Genomic DNA, 23,872 nt, shown 5'->3' on the forward strand with positions numbered 1-23,872 from the left:
CTACATTAGCGATGCGCCAAAAATTTAATGAATTGTCAGCATTTCATTTAAAAAAGTCTTTTAAAGGGCGTGTCGTTGTCAGTGATGTTAGCATTACAATACGCCGCGGAGAATGTGTAGGCTTATTAGGTCCTAATGGTGCTGGTAAGACTACCTGTTTTTATATGATAGTTGGCTTACAAGCCTGCGATGAAGGAAAAATTTTTTTAGATAACCAAGATATTACTTTAGCGCCTATGCATCAACGTGCCCGCCTTGGCATAGGTTATTTACCGCAGGAAGCCTCCGTATTTCGCAAGATGACTGTTGCTGATAATATTGATTCTATTTTGCAACTACGTAAAGACTTAGATAAAGAGGCTCGCCAACAAAAGCTAACTCAATTATTGGCAGAATTTCATATTTCTCATCTTGCAAATAACTTAGGTTTAAGTCTTTCAGGAGGTGAGAGGCGTCGAGTTGAGATAGCACGAGCGTTAGCTATTGAGCCAGCCTTTATTTTATTAGATGAGCCCTTTGCAGGCGTTGATCCTATTTCTGTTATCGACATCAAACGAATTATTTCTCATTTATGTAAAAAAAATATTGGCGTTTTAATTACAGATCATAATGTCAGAGAAACATTAGATATTTGTGAGCGCGCCTATATTGTTAATCAGGGTAGAATTTTATGTGAAGGAACGCCAAGTGAAATTTTAGCTAATCAACAAGTGCGAACTGTCTATCTTGGTGAGGAATTTTCCCTATAGGTTTAATATGCTGTTATTAATTGATAATTATGACTCTTTTACCTACAATTTAGTACAATATTTTCAAATATTAAATCAAGATGTCCGCGTATTTAAAAATAATGATTTAACTATCACTGACATTGAGCAATTATCGCCTTCCCATATTGTCATTTCTCCAGGTCCTAAAGGGCCCCTAGATGCTGGTATTTCTCTGGCTACTATTGCCCATTTTTATCAAACTATACCTATCTTAGGTATTTGCCTAGGTCACCAATGTCTTGCACATGCATTTGGGGCAAAAATTATTCAGGCTTCAGAAACTATCCACGGTAAAACATCACCCATCATTCATCATAAACGAAAACTCTTTCAGGATTTACCTAATCCGTTTCAAGGTATGCGTTATCATTCTCTTGCAATTGATATCGCCACACTGCCTGCAAGTTTTTCAATTGATGCTTGGGCAGATGATACAATCATGGCAATCTCTCATCGTCAATATCCTCTTTTTGGGCTACAATTCCATCCTGAATCAATTTTGAGTGAATATGGCTTACAATTATTAGCTAATTTTTTGAATTATGAAGCTTGCAAAAATTTTTGAACGTTTAATTAATAGAGAGCATTTAACCTTTACTGAAATGCAGGAAGTCATCTCAGCTTGTATTGAGGATAAACTCTCTAATGCAGAAATTGGCGCTTTTCTAGTCTTAATGCGCGCTAAAGGCGAAACAGCGAATGAACTTACTGCTGCTGCTAAAATAATCCAATCAACCATGCATACCATTGATCTGGGTGATGATGTCATTGATCTTGCAGGAACAGGCGGCGATGGCAAGCATACCTTCAATATTTCAACAGCATGCAGTATTGTCGCTGCTGCAGCAGGTGCCAAAGTTGCTAAACACGGCAATCATTCCGTTTCAAGTTCAAGTGGCAGTGCTGATTTATTATTAGAAGCGGGGTTTAATATCAAGTTATCCGATGAACAATTGAAACGTTGTCTACAACACAATAATATTTGTTTTCTCTTTACGCCACACTTCAATCAAGCAGCACACCGTGTCAAAGAAGTACGTAAGCAATTAGGTATAAAAACTTTCTTTAATTTATTAGGGCCTGTATTAAACCCAGCTAAAGTTAAAAGGCAAGTCATTGGGGTGTTTGCGAAAACCTGGCAAGAAAGGTTATTAAACGTATTAGTTAATTTAGGTAGTAAGCGGGTAATTATTCTTCATTCGGAAGACGGTTTGGATGAAATTAGTATTTCAGCGCCTACCCATATCCTTGAATATTATGATGGTAAACAATTCACTTGGTCTGTAAATCCAAATGAGTTTAATTGTTACCATTCTAATCTAAATGATATTATTGTGAACTCTTCAGCACAAAGTTTAGAACTGATTGAAAATGTATTTAAAGGCATTAAAGGGGCTGCGTATGACAGTATCCTATTAAACACTGCTATAGCATTATATTGTGCTGATATAGTTACCAATTTTAAAGCTGGGGTTGAAGTAGCAGCAGCCACTATTAACAATGGCACAGCTAAACGGCATTTTTTACAATTTAGAGATTTTACCAATAACGTTATTTCATTATGACCACTAGCATATTAAAGAAAATAGCAGAGCATAAATTATTAGAAGTACAAACAGCAAAAGAAGAAATACCTTTACAGGAACTCGCTCTTTTAAACCCTGATCCGCCGCGGGATTTTATTGCTGCACTTAAGCGCTCTCGTCCAGCCATTATTGCAGAAATAAAAAAAGCCTCCCCCAGCAAAGGTATTATTCGTGAAGACTTCGATGTAGCAACAATTGCTAAAATCTATGAAAAAAATGGGGCCAGTTGTTTATCTGTACTGACAGATAAACAATTTTTTCAGGGTGATAACCATTATCTATCACTGGCTAAAAAGAATACTTCCCTACCTATTTTAAGAAAAGATTTTATTATTGATAATTATCAGATTACAGAAAGTCGCGCGTTAGGAGCAGATTGTATTTTACTGATTGTTGATTTACTAAGTGATATGCAACTACTGGATTTCTGTCAGGAAGCACAGGCCTTAAATATGGCTGTTTTAGTTGAAAGCCATAGTCAAGATGAATTAGAGCGGGCTCTTAGACTTCCAACGCCTTTAATGGGTATTAATAATCGTAGTCTACATACCTTCGTTACAGATTTAACGACTACACTTGAATTAGCAAAAGAAATTCCTGCAGATAAAATGATAGTTACCGAAAGCGGAATTAACACGCCTGATGATATCATTCTCATGCAAGAAAATAATATCAATACTTTTTTGATTGGTGAAAGTTTAATGCGTGCAGCAGATATTGGTAATAAATTACAGGAATTAATTCAAGCAAAATAATACTTTTTTTAGTTTAAGTTCTAAGGCCTAACTATTCTAAATTGCCATATATTTGTCTTACTGTGCTAAATTTAGCATAATACACTTTTTCTTTCACTCCATGATCAATGTCTAAAAGTATCTCATTAAATTTATTAAAAAATATTGTTGAATTTGCCCAAGTAAATCAAGAAGGCCAGACAGCGAATTATATTCCTGAGCTTGCGAATGTAAATAAAGACCTGACAGGCATAGCTGTAGCGGTTTTAAATGGAAAAAGTCTCTCTTACAGTAATATCTCCCTTTCTCCAATCACCTTACAAAGCACAGGAAAATTAATCCCTCTTATTGGCCTATTAGAAGAACTAGGACCTGATAAAGTTTTCCAGTGGGTAAAAGTAGAGCCTTCGGGTGACGATTTTGCCTCCATTACTCGGCTTGAACAATTTGGCCCGAAACCCTCAAATCCTATGTTAAATGCAGGTGCAATAACACTTTGTTCACATATTCCGGGAGTAGGAGAACAGCAATTTGCCTGGTTAGAATATTGGGTACAAAAACTTTTTAATCAGCGTTTAAGTATCAACCCGCTTATTTTTGCTTCAGAAAAAAGAACGGGTAATCGCAATCGCTCTTTAGCTTACTTATTGAAAAGTCGCAATAACCTGCGTACTGATGTTTATGAAACACTGGATTTGTATTTTACCATCTGTTCTTACGAAGCACAATTAGAACAAATGACATACCTACCTGCCTTGCTCGCTAATGCCGGTCGTGACCCTTTTACTAATGAGAAAATTATTTCACCTGAAACTTGCAAAATAACTTTAGCAATTATGGCAACCTGTGGATTATATGATGAAACGGGAACTCATATGGTAAAAACGGGGATGCCAGCTAAAAGTGGCGTTTCAGGATATACTATTGCGGTTGTACCAGGCAAAGCAGGTATAGCTGTTATTAGTCCACGCGTAAACTCTAAAGGCAATAGTATACGCGGTGAAATTATGTTGCAAAAACTATCTGAAGAGATGAATTGGCATTTTGCTTTACCTTATGGCTTTGACTCTTCTGAATTAAAATAAGAAATAAGGCCAGTTCGCTTATATAATAGGAGCATTCGTCTAACTTCTAGATTTTAGTGCAAGGCACAGAATTTATAGAGAGTAAATAAGCACCGCAGAAATGTTTGCAACGCAGCAATGAAGTAAAAGATGCAGGTTAGACAAGAGCTCTAATTATATTTTCCCACTAAGTTGAGCAGTTGTATCTTTATAGAAGTTTCCATGTAAACCGAAAGGTAGATGCAATGGTAAACATACCTCTGCAACTAACTGCATTGACAATGCATCTATTACTATTAATGACGATAATTGAGTAGTCACATCGAATGCGATAGACAGTAAAACGCCCTCATCTTCTAATTGACTATTAGGTCTTGCTACAAACACAGCTTCGCCAAGATAATAATTCTTTCTATTCCAATGTTGTATGCTGCCCTTTTGGGTATTCAGTTTTTGTATTGCATTAAAAAACTGATCTTCTGGGTTAGCAATCAAATTAGTATACATAAATTGATAATCATTTCCGTTATACCTCATATAGTTAATCCTTGGAAATTCATGGGCGCTGTTTGAAAAGGCTTCCTGATTACAATGTCTTGAATCAATATTGATGACATAACGCCTTATCTCACCTGTGGGTAACGATGGTTTGCTTGAGCGAAGATTTGACAAGTATAATTTATCATAAGGATTTTCTAATTGATGACACACTAAATCCAAAATTATTTCTTTTCTATGTTCATAAGCATTTACACTATGCAAACAAATAAATGGCTCTGTTTCTATTTCGTGTATTTTTCCACTTCTTCTATCAAGAATAACAAAGAATGATGGCAGATTTTCTTGATAAGACAAAGCGTTATTAAAAGGCAATCCTAGTATTAATTTAAATTTATTTATAACTAAGGGTGATTTAAATAAGATGATGTAGTTTTTTGTTATGCTAAAACTATGAATATAGAACAAACTATTAGATGAGTATGTCTGAATGATTTTATGTATTCTACTTAAAGGTTCTATTTTATAGATATGGTACTTAGTGGCCTTCCCAACTTCAATTAAAATATTAATTAACTCGCCAGTCGTGATGTCAAAATGAGGGTGAGCTGTAGTAAGATGCCCTTGAATTTTATCAATAAAATTGAATTTACCTATTGTACTTAGATCTTTAATATCAAAAGAAACAACATTCTTACTTTCTGTCATTGCGACATAGTTTTTGTCAATGCAAGTTGTGTTTACAATGCAATTGTCATGTAAGTTACCGATAACTAATTCCTTCATAGAGGAAAATAGACGTCCTAGTTTAGATTTGCTTGCATAAGTGCCAAACTCATTATTATTTAATTTACCAAGTTTATTGCTTTCTACATATTCCTTTGACTGTAAAAAGCGATTTTGAAAACGGACTGAGCCAGACTTAAAATCAAATTTTTTAAGCATAGCAAAACCGTCAAACCAATGATTAAAATGAGCTGCTCCAATTTCAAACTGGCCGGGTCCAATGCTAACAAAGCTGCCTGATAGCCATGTTGGAACTTTGCCAATGATAGGAAGGTTATCCAAGGTTACTTCATTATACTGAGAAGAATAGGCTGTAAAAAGGGTCAACTTTGTCTGCATCCTGATATACGGCTAGTATAGTAACTTAATAAGTATTATAGACAGGAATGCTAACAAGGTGATGCCACTAGATAAAGTGGCAAGATAATTTGCTGTAAACGTGATTAACTGGCCATATATTGATTCAACTTATTAAATAGGCTGATGCAATAATTTTGTCTCAAATAGAATTTAGACCTAAGCAAATTCATATTTAAAATGAATTAAAGCACCTTGGACATTAGCAATATTTCTTAATTCTTTCATACTAATAACCGCATGTGGTCGAAAATCATAGGGGCCAATTAATACTGAAGTACCTTGAGTAAGAGGTTGTATAAGCACTTTAAATCCTAATTTTTTTAAACGGCTAACAAGAGCAACAGCGTTAGCTTTTGTTTTAAAATGGCCTGCAGTAATATACCATTTAACGCTTTCTGATAATTTGAATGCAGAATTTTTATTAATTTTAGTTCTATTTTCTTGTGTTAAAAGAGGGTTATTTAGAGACTTTAATCTTAAAAACTGCTCTTTATTAAATGAATTAGTTATTTTTGCTCGCCAATCAAGCAATTTAGGGCTATCTTCAAGAATTGCTAAATTCTCTATCAGCATTCCTTTAGAAGACGCTATAGCAGCTGAATGAAGAGAAGGGCTATTTTTTTGTGTGCCTTTAACTTGATAAAAATTTAGCGAGTTTAAATAATCCTTATCTAAGGAAGATAAGGTGGCTGGCGTAGCCTGCTCTTTCAAATTAAGAACAGTTGTGGCTGCATTTATATTTTTAACAAAAAGAGGTAAGGCTAAAAAAATTACTTTTATTAACTTCATTGTTTATCACCTATCCATGTAAATATTTATTAAATTAATTAAAAGACTTTTAACATCAACCAATTATGTATAAATTAGTTCTTACTTCACTTTAACGTTTTAGTAGAAAAAATTGACAATTTTAAAACAAGAATTAGCACCTATTACAGTGACTGAGCTTAACCAGCAGGTTCGAGCTTGGTTAGAGCATGAACTTGCTAATGTTGCGGTACTAGGCGAGCTTTCTAACCTAACTCAACCAACATCAGGCCACCTCTATTTCACCTTAAAGGATCAAAACGCTCAAATACGATGTGTCTTTTTTCGCAATTATCAAACATACAACAGCAAGCGATTTAAAGACGGGCAACAAGTCATTGCTCATGGTAAATTAAGTTTATATGAAGCAAGGGGTGATTATCAACTAATTGTTCAAAGTTTAACCGAGGCAGGTATTGGTGAGTTATATCAGCAGTTTGAACAACTAAAAAAAAGGTTAGAACAACAAGGTTTATTCGCCGAACATCTTAAAAAACCTCTTAAACGCTTTCCAGCCACTATTGGTCTTATTACTTCCCAAACAGGGGCTGCTATACGCGATATTTTATGTACTTTAGCCAGACGCTTTCCCTTGGCAGATGTTATTATCTATCCGTGTGAAGTCCAAGGAAAAAGAGCAGCCGTTCAAATTATTCATGCGATTTCCCAGGCTAACACTGATAAGCATGCAGATGTGCTTCTACTAGCTCGCGGTGGAGGTAGCATAGAAGATTTATGGCCTTTTAATGATGAGCAACTCGCATTTGCCATTAATAAAAGCCAAATACCCATTATCTCTGGCGTTGGTCATGAAACAGATTTTACCATTGCTGATTTTGTAGCCGATTTACGCGCAGCTACCCCTACTGCTGCGGCCGAAGCAGCCACACCTGATAAAGTGGAGCTCCTTAACTTACTAGCGACTTTTGAAAAACGAATGTATGCCGCTATTTGTCGGATTATCCAGCAGCAGCGTCTAATTTTAGCGCATAAGATAGCTACCCTTTCATCACCTGAACAGCTTATTGCTCAGCACTGGCAAACAATTGATTATTTAGAAAAACAATTAAATCAGCATATAGTCAAAATATTACGCAACTATCATCATAAGATTAATATCAATTTAGCGACTTTAATGGCTAAAAACCCTATCGCTGAAGTGCAGCATCTAAAGCTAAAAATACAGAAAGCAAAACAAAATTTAGATAATTTGATTATTCAAAAAGTGGAACAGCTTAAACAACATTTAATCCGTCATTTAGCAACACTTCATGCGGTTAGCCCTTTAGCGACTTTAGAAAGAGGATATGCTATTGCTACTTATAATGATCGAATATTAACCAATATTAATCAGGTTGACTTGGGCGAAAAAATTAACCTTCAGCTTGCTAAAGGACATTTAACCTGTAACGTCATTAACAAAGAAGATATAAAAGATGCTTGATGAAATAAGTAATAGCCTTAATCAAATTATTAGCAATACCCAAACAAACCTCCCTATTTTAATCAAAATTATGGCTGTTATCTGGGGTATTTATTTTATAAATTTACTTATTTTTCACCAACGACTCTTATATTTAGGCATTATTCCTAGACGATTAATAGGACTTCCTGGGATTTTATTTGCACCACTTTTGCATGCAAACTTTAATCACTTATTTTTTAATTCTATTCCTTTACTCGTTTTAAGTGATTTTATTTTAATTGACGGTTTTATTTACTATCTTATTGTCACCCTCATTATTACCTTAGGTAGTGGTTTACTAATCTGGCTTTTTGCTAAACCAGGCATTCATATCGGTGCAAGTTCATTAATTACTGGTTATTGGGCTTTGTTAGTCATGAATATTTACTCCCATGGAAGTGTTACAGCAGTTATCTTAGGTATCATTTCTGTTTATTATTTTGCAGGTATCTTTTATGGTATTTTTCCAGGTAAAAGAGGGGTTTCTTGGGAAGGACATCTATTTGGCCTTTTAACAGGTTTTGTAACAGGCTATTTTTTACCTTATATCATTGATTTTTTAATGCGCTTAAGCATTACCGTCCTTGGTAAGGGTTAACAACTTTTATGAGACCTTAAATCAACAAGCTTTACTTAGCTAACTTATCATAAAACTAAGTAGGTAACGCGAAATGCCTTAACTTTCTTTGCTCTAATAAAAGTAAAATGAAAAACCCCAATACGCCAATAGATAGGGTAAAAGGAATCACACTAATACCATAAATAAATGAGTGAGCTAAATTTGTTTCTTTAAAGGAATTTATTACAATACCTATTGTTGTATGAATTCCATAACCAAAACTCATAATAATCATATTGGCAATCGCTGTTGTTAAGCCAGCTACATTTTCAGGCGTATAAGTAGAAGCTTTATAGATAGCTAATATCTGATAAGCGCAACAGATACCTACAATCGTAAAAGAAAACATCATGCTCTCAGTTGTAAAGAAACCGCCTATTAAGCCAATAAAATTTAGCAACATGACTAAACCAGCTACAGTAATAACCAACAAGTAATTACCTACTTTTTCGGCAAAAAAACTTAAAGCTGGTGCGCCAAAACACATACCTAAGAAAATTAAGGAAGGCAGGTAACTTGCAGTACTACTATTTAGATTATAAAACTGCCTTAAGAATGCTGGCCCCCAAACGTCTGCAAATCCTTCTAAAGGGCCCACCATAAATCCTGCAAACAAACATAGCAAAATTACATTTTTATTAGTAATAACAAGCTTAATATCACTAAGAACTGTAGTTTGCTGTGCCTCTTTTAAATCAGGCACTATAAAATAAGTTAATAATGCTAATAGGGCCCCGAAAAGTGCAAAAATTTCGATAATATTGTAATAACCTACTAAATCATATAGATAACGAAGTGGCCCGCCACCATAAATAGCGCCTAATAAACCAATTGTGACAGAAAAACTTAACATTCGCGTAAAATGCTTCTCATTAAAAGTCATGCGGATTATCTTAAAGATACCCAGTATCGCAGCTGACGAGCCCACACCTATAAGTGCTCTTCCTAGAACAGGATAAATCCAGTTATCGCTATAAATTAAAGGCAACAAACCAATAACGCTGATAAGTATGCAGCCTGTTAGAACACGCCTTGGACCAAAACGATCAAGCATGACACCTATAGGTAGATGCATTAAAGAGTAGCCAATATAATAAATACCTGAATATTGACCATAAATGGCAGTATCAATGTGAAAACGATGAGTAATATTATCAAGCATTACACTTGGCATCACTCTTAAAATATATTGATAAGCATAAAAGATGGATGCTATTAACCAAACAATCCAGGCTATTGAACGTACACGCATGAATTATTCTCCATACTATGGATTGACTTAAGAGTTTTTGAATTAGAAATTCAACATTTAAAGATGTAAATAACGCTTATTTATTATCCGCCGCAGCGGAGGAGAATATTCAAAGATAATAAAATTAACAAAAATGCATTAGCTTTTTTTAGCTCCTGATAATGCATACTTAATTCCTAAGCCAAACTACTAACAAAATTTAACGCAGTTTAACCATAATAAATTCATTTCATAAAAAATGCAACTATAAATATAAGTAATTATTATTACTCATTTACAAATTGTTAAATTTTAAATTTTGCCTCAATCTGCAAAATTATCCAACTTAAAATTAAGCTTAATGTAATAAATACAGCAGCCTGAGCTATGTTGCGAAAAGGCAAGAATGCAATTGCTATAATATTAAGCGCTAATGCTAGCCAAGGAACAATGATAGGAATATAAAATATTTTGTTACTTTTTTTCTTCTTTTCTTTTGATTTGATTTTTATCAAAGCAATATTGCTGAAGGAAAATACCATTAGGACTATTGTACTAGTTGCACCAGCAAGCTCTGATAAATTACCTACAAATCCTAAAATTAGCACGATAGGAAATATAATTAAAATAGCGATGTAAGGTGTATGATACTTGGGATGCACTACTTGCAAGAATTTTGGCATAAGATTACTTTTGGACATCCCATAAAGTAAACGTGAAGCCGTTATATAATTTAATAAGGTTGTATTAGACACAGCAAAAATTGCGATAACTGAAAACAGATAAAGAGGAAAAGCGGGATAGGATTTTTTAACTACGGCAAATAAAGGTGCATCTGATTGACTAAGTTCGCTACCAGGAATAATCGCTGTTGCCATCCAACTTACACCTAAATATAAGAATCCAGCCACACCAAGAGAAGATAAAATAGCGCGAGGTATATTTTTTTCTGCCTCTTTTGTTTCTTCTGCTACATTGACAAGATCTTCAAAGCCTGTAAATGCAAAAAACGCCAACGCTGTACCCCTAAGAACATCTCCCATGCCAGGTAATTTGTCTAAGCTTGTCAGACTAAAGGATTGATTGGAATTTAACAGAAACCAAAAACCACAGACTAAAACAATCAAAAGACCACTTATTTCTACAAATGTACTTATTATGTTGGCTATAGAGGATTGTCTTATACCGCGAATATTAATTCCCAGTAGGATACTTAAAAAAATAAAGAGGCCAAGCCATTTTGTAACATTAAATCCGAAAGTTTTAAGATAACCTATGAATGCTTGCGATAATGTTGACATTGAGAAAATGGTCGCGCTAAACAAAAGCAAACCTACAAAAATCGATATCCACTTCTGGTCGAAGGCTTCTTGTATATATACCGAGACTCCGCCACTTTTTGGAATACGACTAGCAAGCTCGCTGTAACTAAGTGCTGTAAGTAAAACAATACCCATGGCTATCGCAAAAGACAGCCATGTTAAGGAGTCAGCATGGCCTGCTATTTTTCCTACAATAGAGTAAATTCCTGCCCCAAGAATGTCGCCTACGCCGTAAATAACTAAGGCGCCTAAACCTAGAGCTCTGACTAGACCATTTTGAGGCTCACTCATCTTTAAACATCCCTATTCCAATTTAAGAAAAATACTACTTTGAGATAAACTTATTTACCTATTAAATGTCAAGAAAAGTAAAATTTAATTTTAACGTCTTAAATTTATCTATTAATCCCAGTTACTTTGGAACATTTTAAGTGAATGAAAAGCCATTAAAAAAATTACGGTTTTTTGCGCCATTAACAATGCGTCCAATTTGTTGCCTATTATACTGATAAAGTTACGGCAAGCTTCTCTTAACTACTGACTGTTATTCTGACTCGATATATTGCAATTTAAAGTCATTTTGTTGAAATATTATATTACTTGATCATTTAATTAATACTTCCTTAAGTTATTTCAGATAAAATTAATTACACTTTAACCAATTTGATTTATATTTATCATGTACAAGAAATTTGAAGTTATAAAGAAAAAAGCCATAGGATTATTTACAAATTCTCAAGTTAAAAAATTAGACACAAAAGAAATGGCATCTAGCTCACCTCCAGAACAGAAAGGAAAAGATGAAGGTGACACTAAAGTTTTGCTTGATTCTGCAACGAAAATACAGGCTTTTGCTAGAGGCTTTTTAGCCCGAAAAGCTTATGGGATTCGGCAATTACCTAAACAAGAGCTACAATTGTATCCCATTTTGATAAAGGGTAACGATCCTGAGCTTTCTAAAGAGCAAGCAAGTGAATTGCCTAGGCATCACAAAGGAGAAAAGATTGCTCTAATTGGGACATCTGGTATGCGCTCAGTTGAATTTGCTTGTCAGTTAAGCGCAGGTATTCCAAAATTAATTATTCTTGATAACAGTATACAAGTCACCCTCTTTTGGCGTAAAACAAGAGAAATAATAGCTGAGGCTACAAATCAAGCTGATTTCCTTAAAGCATTAGAAACTTACATATCGCAAGATTGCGATAAACTTGATTTAACGCTCTATCCATTTGGCCACAGATCATCTAAGAAATTGAATAAACCTAGCCATACTATCGAGGAATTTGCCTATTTAGAGTACCTTTTTAATAAATATGGCTTTGAGCGAATAAAAGAAATTATTTCAAATATGTCTATTATTAAGCAATCTTGGGCTGATAAGGATGTACTCGTTAAAATAAAAAATATCCTAACCTATAGTGATATAACCACTATTTATGCTTATCCATCTAATATCGTTGCATATATGAATGATGACAGAGAGGAAGCGGAAAAAATATTACAAAACATCCAACTGCTTAATCCAGAGATAGCTTTTCATACTGACTCTGTTTATTTCAATGGTGAGGGTAGTAGGCCTGAAAAATTTTATTTCGTGCCTAAAGGCAAGCATGATCCTGAAAGGGTAAGAAAAGTGCTTAAAATTGAGGGCACGTTAGAAGATCCAAGCTTTAAACTTAGAGTTTAATCAAGTGTGAGATAGGAAATTTTACTTGCTTGGCCAAGTCTCCGAGCAGCTTAAGTTAATAGATTCTTCTCTTAATACTTTCCCGCCTGAATAGGACCTGGATAGGAAACTGTTTTACAGTCAGTTTTGTTGCACCTTGTAGGATGGATTCCCGCCTGCACGGGAACGACATTCATTATCTACGCAACCATGCCTTCCTGCGAATTTTATGTCATCCCCACGCAGGTGGGGATCTATTCATCAATTAGTACTGAGGTTAATTTTTAGATGGGTTCCTGCCTGCGCGAGAAAGACATTCATTATTCACGCAACAATGCCTTCTCGCGCAGGCGGGAAACTATTTTATAATCAATTTTATTTTACCTTTACAGGATCGATTTTCGCTGCATGGGAATGGAGATTAAAAGCAGCAGTTGATTTGATTTCCAAAATAGATGAACTAAATTATATTTGAGCAGAATAGTATAAGGAAATGTTATGAAAGTAAAATTAATGACAAGCATAGCTGCTGCTTTAACATTCATTACCTTTTCAGCCCAAGCAAATTGGATATGTAATGTTACTAATTTAAAAGGTCAGCACTGGACTTTCGTTGCGCCTACTCAAGCGAGTGCGCAAGCAATGGCAAAGAATGCCTGTGACGCAAACAGTGTTAATCCAAATAATTGCAATCCTACTTGTATTGATAATGGTGTCAGTGGTGGTCGTTGGCATTGCGTAGTTAGTAATTTAAAGGGCGATCACTGGTCCTTCTTTGCGCCTACTCAAGATCAAGCTTTTTCCATGGCTAAGAATGCTTGCGATGCAAATAGCATTAATCCTAACAACTGTAATCCTTCTTGCTTGCCTGAATAGAGCAAAAGCTTAGCTCCCACTTAAATATTGAATAAGTGGGAATTTCATCTCCTAAGTTATTTACAACAATTTCTTACAAAAAATTATGATATTTATAGTATACTGCTTGATTATTTTTTGCTTAACAGTAGTACTATGCTGACATCTATTCCAAAATCTGGCAAAAAACAAACCTGGGGCCAACTGTATGGTTCTAGCCTTCCCTTAGTATTAGCCCAGTATTGTCAACATCACAAGGGAGTTAAATTAATTATTACACCAGATAATTTAACTGCTACTCAATTACTAGAAGAGTTACAATTTTTCCTTAACTCTCCTAATCAACCAGAGGTACTTCTTTTTCCAGATTGGGAAACGCTTCCTTATGATCATTTTTCACCACACCAGGATATTATCTCTGAACGCTTATTGACTTTAAGTCGCCTACAGCAAACGACTGATGCTATCGTTATAAGCTCTATTGCAACCTTAATGCATCGCCTTGCGCCGCCACAATTTCTTAATCAATATGCCTTTATTCTTAAAGAGCAGCAAAAGCTAGATTTGTCGCAATTTCAATACCATCTTCAGGAAGCTGGTTATTATGCTGTTAACAAAGTACTTGAACGTGGTGAATTTGCCATTCGAGGCTCTATTATTGATGTTTTTCCTATGGGCAGCACGCATCCATTTCGCATTGAACTTTTTGACGATTATATTGATAGCTTACGTCGATTTGATACCGAGACACAGCGTACTATCGCTAAAATCGAAGAAATTAAATTACTCCCTGCAAAGGAATTCCCTTTAAATGAAACAAGTATAACTTTGTTTCGTCGCGCCTTTAGAGAGCAATTCCCAGGCAATCCAAGCTTAAGCCCGATCTATGAGTCCATCAGTAATGCGCAGTTTCCTTCAGGCATTGAATATTATTTACCCTTATTTTTTACCACTACAGTTACTTTTTTTAATTATCTTCCAAGTGATGCCACTATTTTTACAGTTGGCGATATACCCAATCAAGCAGAAACCTTCTGGCATGAAGTCACTTTACGTTATGAGCAACGTCGCTATGATCTGTCTCGTCCCTTATTACAACCTGAACAAGGGTTTATTTCACCTAATGAAATTTTAACCAAAGCCAATCTTTACCAGCAAGTACATTGCTATTCCAATCAAACAGAGAAGAAAAATGCCTATAATTTTCCTATTCAAGCAGGCCCTTCTTTATTTATCGATCGTAAGGCAGCTAATCCTTTAAAAAAATTGACCGACTATTTAGCAAATCCAGATTACCGCTACCTTATTGTTGCAGAGAGCGCTGGGAGGCGGGAGGTATTGCTTGATTTAATAAAACAGCAGGATTTATCAGCAACCCAATATACTACTTGGCAAGACTTTCTAACTAATACTAACCGAATTGGTATTATTATTGGCCCCTTGGCAGATGGTGCTGAATTAATTGAAGAAAAAATTGCACTGATTACAGAGGCACAACTATACGGTGATTATAGTACGCCACAACGACGTAGCACCACTAAGTCGGTTGATCCTGATTTAATCATACGCGATTTAGCAGAACTCCAACTGCATGCGCCGGTTGTACACTTACAATTTGGCGTAGGCCGCTATCAAGGTTTGAAAACAATTAATAATGAGGGTACCGCTAACGAATTTCTAGTTTTATCTTATGCAGGTGATGATAAAATTTATGTGCCTGTTACTTCTTTGCATCTAATTAGCCGTTATACCGGCTTAGATAGTGAACGTGCACCGCTACATCGTCTAGGTAGTGATCAATGGCAAAAAGAAAAAAGAAAGGCTGCTGAAAAAATTCATGATGTTGCCATTGAATTACTTGAAATCTATGCTAAACGTGAAACAAAACCTGGGTTTATCTACCAAATTGAGCAACAAGAATATCAACGCTTTGCCAGCGGCTTTCCTTTTATTGAAACGCCTGATCAGGCACACGCTGTAGAGCAAATCATGCAAGATCTGCAATCTCCACGTCCTATGGATAGATTAATTTGTGGCGATGTGGGTTTTGGTAAAACCGAAGTCGCTATGCGCGCTGCCTTTTTAGCAGTACAAAATAGCAAGCAAGTGTGTGTTTTAGTCCCCACAACGTTGCTTGCGACACAACATTATGAAAATTTCCGTGATCGTTTCGCTGACTTTCCTGTCAATATTGAATTGCTCTCTCGTTTTCGCAGTAATAAAGAAACAACCAAAATTATTGAGTTATTAAAAGATGGTCGTATTGATATCGTCATTGGTACTCACAAGCTTTTCTCTAAAGATATTCAATTTAAAAATTTAGGCTTATTAATTATTGATGAAGAACATCGTTTTGGCGTAAAACAAAAAGAACATATTAAAGCATTACGTTTAAATGTTGATATTCTATCCATGACTGCAACACCGATACCTCGAACATTAAATATGGCTATGGCCGGTATTCGTGATATTTCTTTAATTGCAACGCCTCCGGCAAAGCGATTAACAATCAAGACATTTTGGCAAGAAAAAAACGATAATATTATTCGTGAAGCATTGTTGCGAGAAATTTTACGGGGTGGCCAAGTTTTCTTTGTTCACAACAATATTGAAACCATTGATAGAATCGGCCAAGAATTACAGCAATTAGTACCTGAGGCTAAAGTTCGTGCAGCACATGGACAAATGAGGGAACGTGAGCTTGAAAAAATTATGTCTGACTTTTATCACCATCGTTTTAATGTTTTAGTATGTACAACCATTATTGAAACAGGAATAGATATTCCTACTGCCAATACTATTATCATTGACCGAGCAGACAAGTTTGGCTTAGCTCAACTACATCAACTCCGAGGCCGAGTCGGTCGTTCACATCATCAAGCTTATGCTTATCTCCTTACGCCAAATCGAAAATTATTAACACCAGATGCCATAAAACGCTTGGAAGCGATTGTCTCTTTAGAAGATTTAGGGGCAGGCTTTACCCTAGCAACTCATGATATGGAAATCAGAGGCGCAGGCGAATTACTAGGTGAAGAACAAAGTGGTAATATGCAAGCCATTGGCTTTAACCTGTTTATGGATATGCTAGATAAAGCAGTAGAGGATCTAAAAGCAGGCAAAACGCCAGAACTTACCGCTCCAATTCAACAAGGTCCTGAAATCGATTTACGAATTAGTGCAATTCTTCCTGAAGATTATATCAATGATATTCATACCCGTTTAATTATGTATAAACGGATTGCAAATGCAAAGGATAAAGATCAGTTAAGAGAATTACAGATAGAAATGATTGACAGGTTTGGCCTTTTACCACAACCGGCTAAAAATTTAATTTTAATTACCGAACTTAAGTTATTAGCTGCAAAGTTAGGAATTAATAAAATTACAGCGACTCAGCAACAAGGCAAAATTGAATTTAGTGAAAATCCCAAAATTAATACCAGCGTTTTAATCAACCTAATTCAAGTCCATGCAAAACGTTATCAGCTAGAAGGTTCAACTAAATTACGTTTTATGCTAGATAAAACCTCTACTGAGGAACGTATTTTTGAAATTCAAAATATTTTATTGGAATTAGCATAGGTATTTGTCGGGCCAAGGCCAACGCTTCAAGATTTTTTATTATTTTACCTAATAAAAATTTCTTATAAACTCTATTTTCTTATCAGCAATTCATAAACTAATTACATCACCCAACCTAAATTCTAAAGCCTAATTATCGGAGCTTAAAATTATTTAACTTTTACCTAAATAAGCCGATATAGACAAAAATTTCTAAAGGAATAAATATGAGTTATCGTGATGGATTAAAATTTAGCTATACCAAAATGGATGCTTTAGCTGTTTTAGGACAACCTGTTTCAGCCTTGTTAGGCGTATCTGATAAGACAGAAGAAACGTTAAATAAATTAGGTATAAAAAAAATTTATGATCTTGCCAGCTCTCCTCTTTTTAAATTAGCCTTTGAAATTGCTAACGCTGCTTATGGCGGAGGAAACTCCATTACAGCGCGTCTAGGACGCATACCAAGCAGCTTTATTGATTCTGATTCGCCAGCAACGCCTGCCTCTTTAGTAGAAGCAGATATTGCCTTACTAAGAGAGATTGATAAACCACTTGCTACTGAAATTAAAAAGAATTTACAAATAGAAACCGTTGGTGATTTAGGCAGATGGCCGCCTTTTTGCGCAGCGCAAGTTATATTAAATGCAGCAATACCTCCTCTTCATCAAGATGAAGAGGCTAGCGAACTTGTACCACGTTTAGGTGAATACCCAACAGAACGGCATTATTACCAGAGTGTCGTCATTGATCATGTTACACCTGGAGAAACCACTGATTTAAATTCAGCAGGCCCCATTGATATTTCTCCTACCGTTTCTGCGGATTTTGGCTTTAAAGCACCTGCTGTTGGCGCAGTACTTACCTTCGCTCAATCTTGGTTTGCACAAGGCATAACACTTGGAAACTTATTACATAGCGTAGCGCTGGCTCCTGGAGAAAGTACACGTATTGCTGTTTTAAATTGGGCTCGCCAAACTCGTGCAGCAGGTGAGGAAGCTATTTCTGAAAGTGAAAAATTAACGAACACCAGCACACATAATCGTGCTATCAGTGAAGTCCAAGAAGCGGTTGCTTCAGAAGTTCAAACCGGGTTCTCACGGACAAACGCTAGCTCAACAACCAGTGCAGGTGGTGGTGGATTAGGCTTGAGCTTAGGCCCATTGACTTTAGGTGGCAGTGGATCATCAGCGACAACCACTTCAAACGCCGAGAGCTTTTCCTCCTCTGCAGGAACTCGCAATCTAGCAGCAACTATGAATCAACGTGTTTCTGACGCAACGCAACAAGCAGCCTCATCTGTCCGTGATCGGAGAGCATCAATAGTGAAAGAAGTTTCGGAAGAAGAGCATCAAAGTGTTTCAACACGTATTATTGCTAACTATAATCACATGCATGCCTTAACTGTACAATACTTTGAGGTCATCGAAATCTACCGTGTTAACGTTCAATTACATCAAGTTGAACGCTGCCTATTTATTCCAATGAAATTAGTGAACTTTGATAGATCGATTATCGAACGTTATCAAGGAGTATTAGCCGATGCTGCTCTAAATCGTCGTGCCCACGAATTATTAAGAGCAGAATTTGGTTCGGTTATGATTAAACCTTCTTTGCCTTTAAGACCAACAAAAACAATTTTTGATAGAGTTTCTAGACTCGATCGTTTAGCGGCGAGAACAGCAACGACAGCTATTGCTCGCGCTATCAATTTATCAGAAAGCGAAAATGCTTCTACAGAGAATATAAATAATGAGCCAGCTATAACACCTACGGCGACAACTCATTTACATGATCACCTTTCTTGGGTTAAAGAAGAATTAGTAAGAGCCTCTAGAATTACCTTAGGAAATATAGTTAAGCCCGGAACAAGCGATCTATTTTTACCTGGCGAAACCGAGCTTAGTGGTGTTACTTTTGAGTTACGTGCTCAAGGCAATTCGCCTATTACAATTAGTAACGTAAAAATACAACTCCAATCTGGAAGCTCAGTTAATCTTTCAAGCATAAATATTTTAGAATGGATAATTAATGATGCAATTCCTATTCAAGAGATTAGTGACGTTCGAGTATCTTCTACGAGCACAAGTTATCTAGTTGGAAAATTAACTCTTCAATTAAATTATGGCAGTGCTAAATTTCCAATTAGTATTCCTATTGAAGTTGCGCCTAATGCGATAGATTTATCATTATGTCGTTTTATAGCCAATGAAGGCGAAACAGAACTAAGCATTCATCTTGAACAAAATAGGCTACATTACAGTCAAGCTATTTGGCGTACATTAGACCCATCTAGTATCGCCTTGCTTCTTTCCGCTTATACCTTTGAAGGCAGGCCTATTGCAGATTTAATTGATCCGAATCCTATCATGATCGCTAGTAATTATTTAGTATTTCGTATGCCTAGCTTTGTAGAAGCAGCTGGTATTCAAGAAAGAAGCGAAGAGGATAATTTAGATGAGTCACACAAAAATTGGAAAGCCTGGCTTAAAGAGCGTGGCTTAGTCTTAGGTGCTACTACCGCTGCCGAACAGCTTGTTCCTATTCCTACTGGCGGTGTATTTGCCGAAGCAGTATTAGGCCGTTCTAACTCTGCAGAGAAACTTGACGCAACTCGATTCTGGAATTGGCAGGATTCGCCTATTCCTTTACAACCACCTGAAATTGCAGCCATTCAAATGGAATCTAGGGCACAGCCTGTTGACGCTACACCAGGTCATTTAGGCGCGCCTGTATTAAACATCATGAACCCAACTCCTTTACCTGATCCAACTGGTGTCGGTGCCATTATCAATGCGGTACAAAATGGTAATATGTTCCGTGATATGGCAGGGCTTGCAGCTACCTCTTCGTTAGCGCAAACTCTAGCTGGTCATGCAACTAGCGCAAGTACCGAAGCAGGTAGACAAGCAGCTGCCAATTTAGCTGTTGCAGCTCAAAAAGATATCGAAGAAAAAAGAATAGCTGCTCAATTAGCACTTGCTGCCATGGGACTTCCTGCTGGTAATGCAGGTTCTGCTAAAAATGTCTCTGAAAGTGGTGCTTTATTAAACACAGCCACTGAGATGGACAAGCAATCACCTCGTACTGGTAATTCATCCGTTAATGGCGAAAGCGGTGGTGGGTTTGAGGGATCAACTTCACCTGGGCCTGGAGGTAATGGAGGAACAGAATCAGGTGAGCCTTTTGATGACTCTTATATGCCTGGCGTTCCTGAAGAATACCGTAACATGTTTAACAACACTAGCCGAGCAGATGAAGTACTTTCAAAAATGAATTGGGGAAGCCTTGGCCAATCGGGTGCTAGTATCATTCCTGCTACGAAAGGAAAGGGCCGTGGCTCTTCAAGGGTAAGTGGCGTGATTAGCTATGAACTTGCTTGCTATGCTAATTTTCCTAGCCCCTGGCCTGACGAAGCTGCTGAGGTGCAAGGTTTAATGAATGACAAATGGCTTCCAGCTGCAGAAGATTTTGATGCAATTAGCCCTGCTGCGACAAGTGCTAATAATCAAGCTACCAAACCCTATGGGCAAGTTATGAATTCACTTGCAGATTTAATTAGCTCTGTGACTCATTTTGCCCCTAAAGTAGCTGGATTTGGTAAAAGTCATCCTTCAAGAGTAGTTCGTCTTAATTTATTTTTATATGCAGGAACTAGCAATATGGGCTTTATGGGAACTTTAACAACGCAAGGTAAATGGGGCACTACTATTCCTGCCAATGCAGATATTGATTCACCAGGTATTGACGCTGCCGTTATTGCTGCAATTAAGAGCAATGCTGCTAATAAAACAGCTTTAGCAAATCTAAAAAAAGCGTGGGGGCCAAATGCTGAAATTTGGCTTTATACTTGTGATGGCGTGGTAAGTACAGCTTTTGGGAAAAAGTTCGCTAAGTTAATGGGGGCTAAAGTGCGAGCCTTTGATGATCCTTTTTGGGTATTACCCACTTATGATGCTACTCAGAAAATAATTTTATCGCGTAATGAATTTGGCATCGGTTCTGATTTTGCGGCAGCGGCTGCAACTAGAACTAAGGATTTACACAGCCTTGACTCTTTAGCTACTAGAACATTTAAACCATAAATAACTGCAATCTCTGCTCTTAAAGTAAAGAGCAGAGAACTTTATTTAAAATAAAACTATATCTTCAGCAAACAATCTAAATTAACCTGTTCCGCCAACCGTTAAAGCATCAATCTTCAATGTTGGCTGTCCCACACCAACGGGTACAGATTGACCGTCTTTTCCACAAACGCCAATACCCGGATCCAATGATAAGTCATTACCTATCATACTAATTTTCTTCATCACATCAGGTCCATTACCGATAAGGGTTGCTCCTTTTACAGGTTGAGTTATTTTACCTTCTTCAATTAAATAAGCTTCACTAGCAGAAAATACAAATTGACCAGAGGTAATATCAACCTGCCCGCCACCAAAATTGACTGCATACAGACCTCGTTTAACCGAGCGAATAATTTCTTGTGGATCATGTGTGCCTGCAAGCATATAGGTATTAGTCATGCGCGGCATAGGTAGATGTGCATACGATTCGCGGCGGCAATTTCCAGTGGGCTGCATCCCCATTAAACGCGCATTTAACTTATCTTGCATATAATTAACTAGCTTGCCGTCTTCAATCAATGTAGTACATTGACTTGGTGTTCCCTCATCATCAATAGTTAATGAACCACGTCTATCTGGCAAAGTTCCATCATCAACCACTGTCACACCTTTTGCTGCTACTTGCTGACCTAATTTACCGGAAAAAGCCGATAAACCCTTACGATTAAAATCACCTTCTAACCCATGGCCAACTGCCTCATGCAATAACACACCAGGCCAACCTGGGCCAAGCACGACTGGCATTGTACCGGCAGGCGCGGCTTGAGCTTCTAAATTAATTAATGCCTCACGTACAGCTTCGCGTGCATATTGCAATGCTTTTTCTTGTTGCAAGAAATAAGAATAAGCGACACGACCTCCACCACCTGAACGTGCGGCCTCACGTCGGCCATTTTTATCTTCGACTATGACACTGACATTAACACTCACCAAAGGTCTAATATCTGCTACCAATTCGCCATGTAATCCAGCTACCATGACAGCTTCATAGCAGCCATTTAGGGAAGCATTGACTTGAATAACGCGCGGATCAAGCTTTCTTGCTTCTTTATCAATCGCTTCTAATAAAGCAATCTTTTCTTGCTTTGTCATATTATCAATTGGATTAATACTGGCATACTTAGCAATAGGTGCACCCTGAATAGCAACTGAATGTACCGATTTTGCACTCGTTAATGCAATTGAACGAGCAGCATCTGCAGCCCGTTCAATAGCCGATAAGAGGATATCATCACAATAAGCATACCCTGTTTTATCGCCACTTACTGCTCGTATACCTACACCGCGATCAATAGAATAACTGCCACTTTTTACTGCGGAATCTTCTAAATACCAGGATTCATAAATACTACTTTGAAAGTAAAGATCAGCATCATCAATATGGCGACCCATAAATGATTTTAAGAGTTTTTCAATTGCTGTTTCATCAAGCGATGCAGGTTTTAAAATAATATCTTTTGCAAGAGTTAGTGCTTGAGTCATAAGAGCCTACCTATTAAAACGCCGAAACAATTAATCTAATTTTACGATTATAATATATGATGCTGGTTGCAGGGAAATCTCTGCCTTAGATTTTCTAATTGAGTTAAATCAATCAATGCACTAACTATACCGGAATTATTAGTTTGTTCTATCAATATTTTCCCCCACGGATCAATAATCATACTATGGCCATAAGTTTCTCGACCATTTTCATGTTTGCCACCTTGATTAGGCGCTAAAACATAGCATAAATTCTCTATAGCTCGGGCACGTAATAAGACTTCCCAATGCGCAAGGCCTGTTGTTGCGGTAAAAGCTGATGGAACAACAAATAACTGTGCGCCTTTTCGTTCTAATTGGCGGTACAGTTCTGGGAAACGGACATCATAACAAACTGATAACCCTATTCGGCCAACGGGGGTATCAACTACAACAATCCTATCGCCCGGCTCTACAGTAGCAGACTCAAGATAAGCCTCTTTATTAGCAACCTCAACATCAAACAAATGTATTTTATCATATCTTGCTTGACATAAACCTTTATTATCAAAAACTAAACAGGCTGAACGTATGCGATTACTATTTGTTTTAATGGGTATAGTTCCAGCAATAAGCCATAGATTATATTTTTTAGCTAACTGGCTTATATTATCTTGAATTAGACCTGAGCCAAAGTCTTCTGCTATAGCTAATTTATCTACTTCTTTAATTCCCATAAACGCGAAATTCTCTGGTAATACTACAAGACTAATATTTTGTTTAGCTACTTGCTGCAAGCATTTCTCTACTATACTTATATTAACTGCAATGGAGCTTGATGAAGTCATTTGTATTACCGCTACTTTAGCCATAATTCTTCCAATTTTTGAATTTAAAATTATAAGTATTTAAAAGCTTTAGAGATTTAACCTCTTGCGCGGTATTTTAAGTGTGTAT

Annotated in this window: 18 protein-coding genes; 12 read left to right on the forward strand and 6 right to left on the reverse strand. The window is 36.6% G+C overall.

Going from position 1 to position 23,872, the window contains the following annotated elements; all coding sequences use genetic code 11:
- Positions 1 to 11: 11 nt before the first annotated feature.
- From lptB to glsA, 5 genes are all read left to right on the forward strand, one after another.
- A complete protein-coding gene (gene lptB, locus ACQUW5_RS10260; RefSeq protein WP_444991211.1) occupies positions 12 to 749 on the forward strand; it encodes an LPS export ABC transporter ATP-binding protein in 738 nt (245 codons plus the stop codon).
- A gap of 7 nt (positions 750 to 756) precedes the next feature.
- Entirely contained in the window at positions 757 to 1,335 is a 579-nt protein-coding gene (locus ACQUW5_RS10265; protein ID WP_444991154.1) for an anthranilate synthase component II, read from the forward strand.
- Positions 1,313 to 2,335, forward strand: a complete 1,023-nt coding sequence (gene trpD / locus ACQUW5_RS10270) for an anthranilate phosphoribosyltransferase (protein ID WP_444991155.1) — start codon at positions 1,313 to 1,315, stop codon at positions 2,333 to 2,335. Before ACQUW5_RS10265 ends, trpD begins: the two co-directional genes overlap by 23 nt.
- A complete protein-coding gene (gene trpC / locus ACQUW5_RS10275; protein WP_444991156.1) occupies positions 2,332 to 3,111 on the forward strand; it encodes an indole-3-glycerol phosphate synthase TrpC in 780 nt (259 codons plus the stop codon). Before trpD ends, trpC begins: the two co-directional genes overlap by 4 nt.
- 107 nt (positions 3,112 to 3,218) lie before the next feature.
- Positions 3,219 to 4,175: a glutaminase A gene (glsA, locus tag ACQUW5_RS10280; protein WP_444991157.1), complete on the forward strand. Its 957-nt coding sequence runs from the start codon at positions 3,219 to 3,221 to the stop codon at positions 4,173 to 4,175.
- A 153-nt stretch (positions 4,176 to 4,328) separates the two neighbouring features.
- Here glsA and ACQUW5_RS10285 read toward each other — a convergent pair whose 3' ends face one another.
- Both ACQUW5_RS10285 and ACQUW5_RS10290 read right to left on the reverse strand, forming a co-directional pair.
- Entirely contained in the window at positions 4,329 to 5,777 is a 1,449-nt protein-coding gene (locus ACQUW5_RS10285; RefSeq protein WP_444991158.1) for a carotenoid oxygenase family protein, read from the reverse strand.
- Between the two features lie 177 nt (positions 5,778 to 5,954).
- A complete protein-coding gene (locus tag ACQUW5_RS10290) occupies positions 5,955 to 6,587 on the reverse strand; it encodes an SPOR domain-containing protein (RefSeq protein ID WP_444991159.1) in 633 nt (210 codons plus the stop codon).
- Between the two features lie 112 nt (positions 6,588 to 6,699).
- Here ACQUW5_RS10290 and xseA point away from each other — a divergent pair, with 112 nt between their 5' ends.
- Together xseA and ACQUW5_RS10300 are read left to right on the forward strand one after the other, a co-directional pair.
- Positions 6,700 to 8,049: an exodeoxyribonuclease VII large subunit gene (gene xseA, locus ACQUW5_RS10295; protein ID WP_444991160.1), complete on the forward strand. Its 1,350-nt coding sequence runs from the start codon at positions 6,700 to 6,702 to the stop codon at positions 8,047 to 8,049.
- On the forward strand, positions 8,042 to 8,668 hold the full coding sequence (locus ACQUW5_RS10300; RefSeq protein ID WP_444991161.1) for a rhomboid family intramembrane serine protease: 627 nt from the start codon (positions 8,042 to 8,044) through the stop codon (positions 8,666 to 8,668). The genes xseA and ACQUW5_RS10300 overlap by 8 nt, the downstream gene beginning before the upstream one ends.
- A 55-nt stretch (positions 8,669 to 8,723) precedes the next feature.
- Here the strand turns inward: ACQUW5_RS10300 and ACQUW5_RS10305 are convergent, their stop codons facing one another.
- Together ACQUW5_RS10305 and ACQUW5_RS10310 are read right to left on the reverse strand one after the other, a co-directional pair.
- Entirely contained in the window at positions 8,724 to 9,941 is a 1,218-nt protein-coding gene (locus ACQUW5_RS10305; protein WP_444991162.1) for an MFS transporter, read from the reverse strand.
- A 284-nt stretch (positions 9,942 to 10,225) separates the two neighbouring features.
- Positions 10,226 to 11,533, reverse strand: coding sequence for an APC family permease (locus tag ACQUW5_RS10310; protein ID WP_444991163.1), 1,308 nt, complete (start codon positions 11,531 to 11,533; stop codon positions 10,226 to 10,228).
- 388 nt (positions 11,534 to 11,921) lie between these two features.
- Here ACQUW5_RS10310 and ACQUW5_RS10315 point away from each other — a divergent pair, with 388 nt between their 5' ends.
- From ACQUW5_RS10315 to ACQUW5_RS10335, 5 genes are all read left to right on the forward strand, one after another.
- Positions 11,922 to 12,929, forward strand: coding sequence for an IQ calmodulin-binding motif-containing protein (locus tag ACQUW5_RS10315; RefSeq protein ID WP_444991164.1), 1,008 nt, complete (start codon positions 11,922 to 11,924; stop codon positions 12,927 to 12,929).
- A 208-nt stretch (positions 12,930 to 13,137) separates the two neighbouring features.
- Positions 13,138 to 13,383, forward strand: a complete 246-nt coding sequence (locus ACQUW5_RS10320) for a hypothetical protein (RefSeq protein WP_444991165.1) — start codon at positions 13,138 to 13,140, stop codon at positions 13,381 to 13,383.
- 23 nt (positions 13,384 to 13,406) lie between these two features.
- Positions 13,407 to 13,784 (forward strand): hypothetical protein, encoded by a 378-nt coding sequence (locus tag ACQUW5_RS10325; protein ID WP_444991166.1) that lies wholly within the window; start codon positions 13,407 to 13,409, stop codon positions 13,782 to 13,784.
- Positions 13,785 to 13,919: 135 nt separating this feature from the next.
- On the forward strand, positions 13,920 to 17,348 hold the full coding sequence (gene mfd / locus ACQUW5_RS10330; RefSeq protein ID WP_444991167.1) for a transcription-repair coupling factor: 3,429 nt from the start codon (positions 13,920 to 13,922) through the stop codon (positions 17,346 to 17,348).
- 206 nt (positions 17,349 to 17,554) lie between these two features.
- A complete protein-coding gene (locus ACQUW5_RS10335; RefSeq protein ID WP_444991168.1) occupies positions 17,555 to 21,412 on the forward strand; it encodes a hypothetical protein in 3,858 nt (1,285 codons plus the stop codon).
- 81 nt (positions 21,413 to 21,493) lie between these two features.
- On the opposite strand, the gene tldD is transcribed toward ACQUW5_RS10335, so the two are convergent.
- Positions 21,494 to 22,936: a metalloprotease TldD gene (gene tldD / locus ACQUW5_RS10340; protein ID WP_444991169.1), complete on the reverse strand. Its 1,443-nt coding sequence runs from the start codon at positions 22,934 to 22,936 to the stop codon at positions 21,494 to 21,496.
- A 47-nt stretch (positions 22,937 to 22,983) separates the two neighbouring features.
- The gene (locus ACQUW5_RS10345) at positions 22,984 to 23,787 is read right to left on the reverse strand and encodes a carbon-nitrogen hydrolase family protein (protein WP_444991170.1); all 804 of its coding nucleotides are present in this window, start codon (positions 23,785 to 23,787) and stop codon (positions 22,984 to 22,986) included.
- Positions 23,788 to 23,872: the final 85 nt, after the last annotated feature.

The organism is Legionella pelazae (assembly GCF_052527395.1).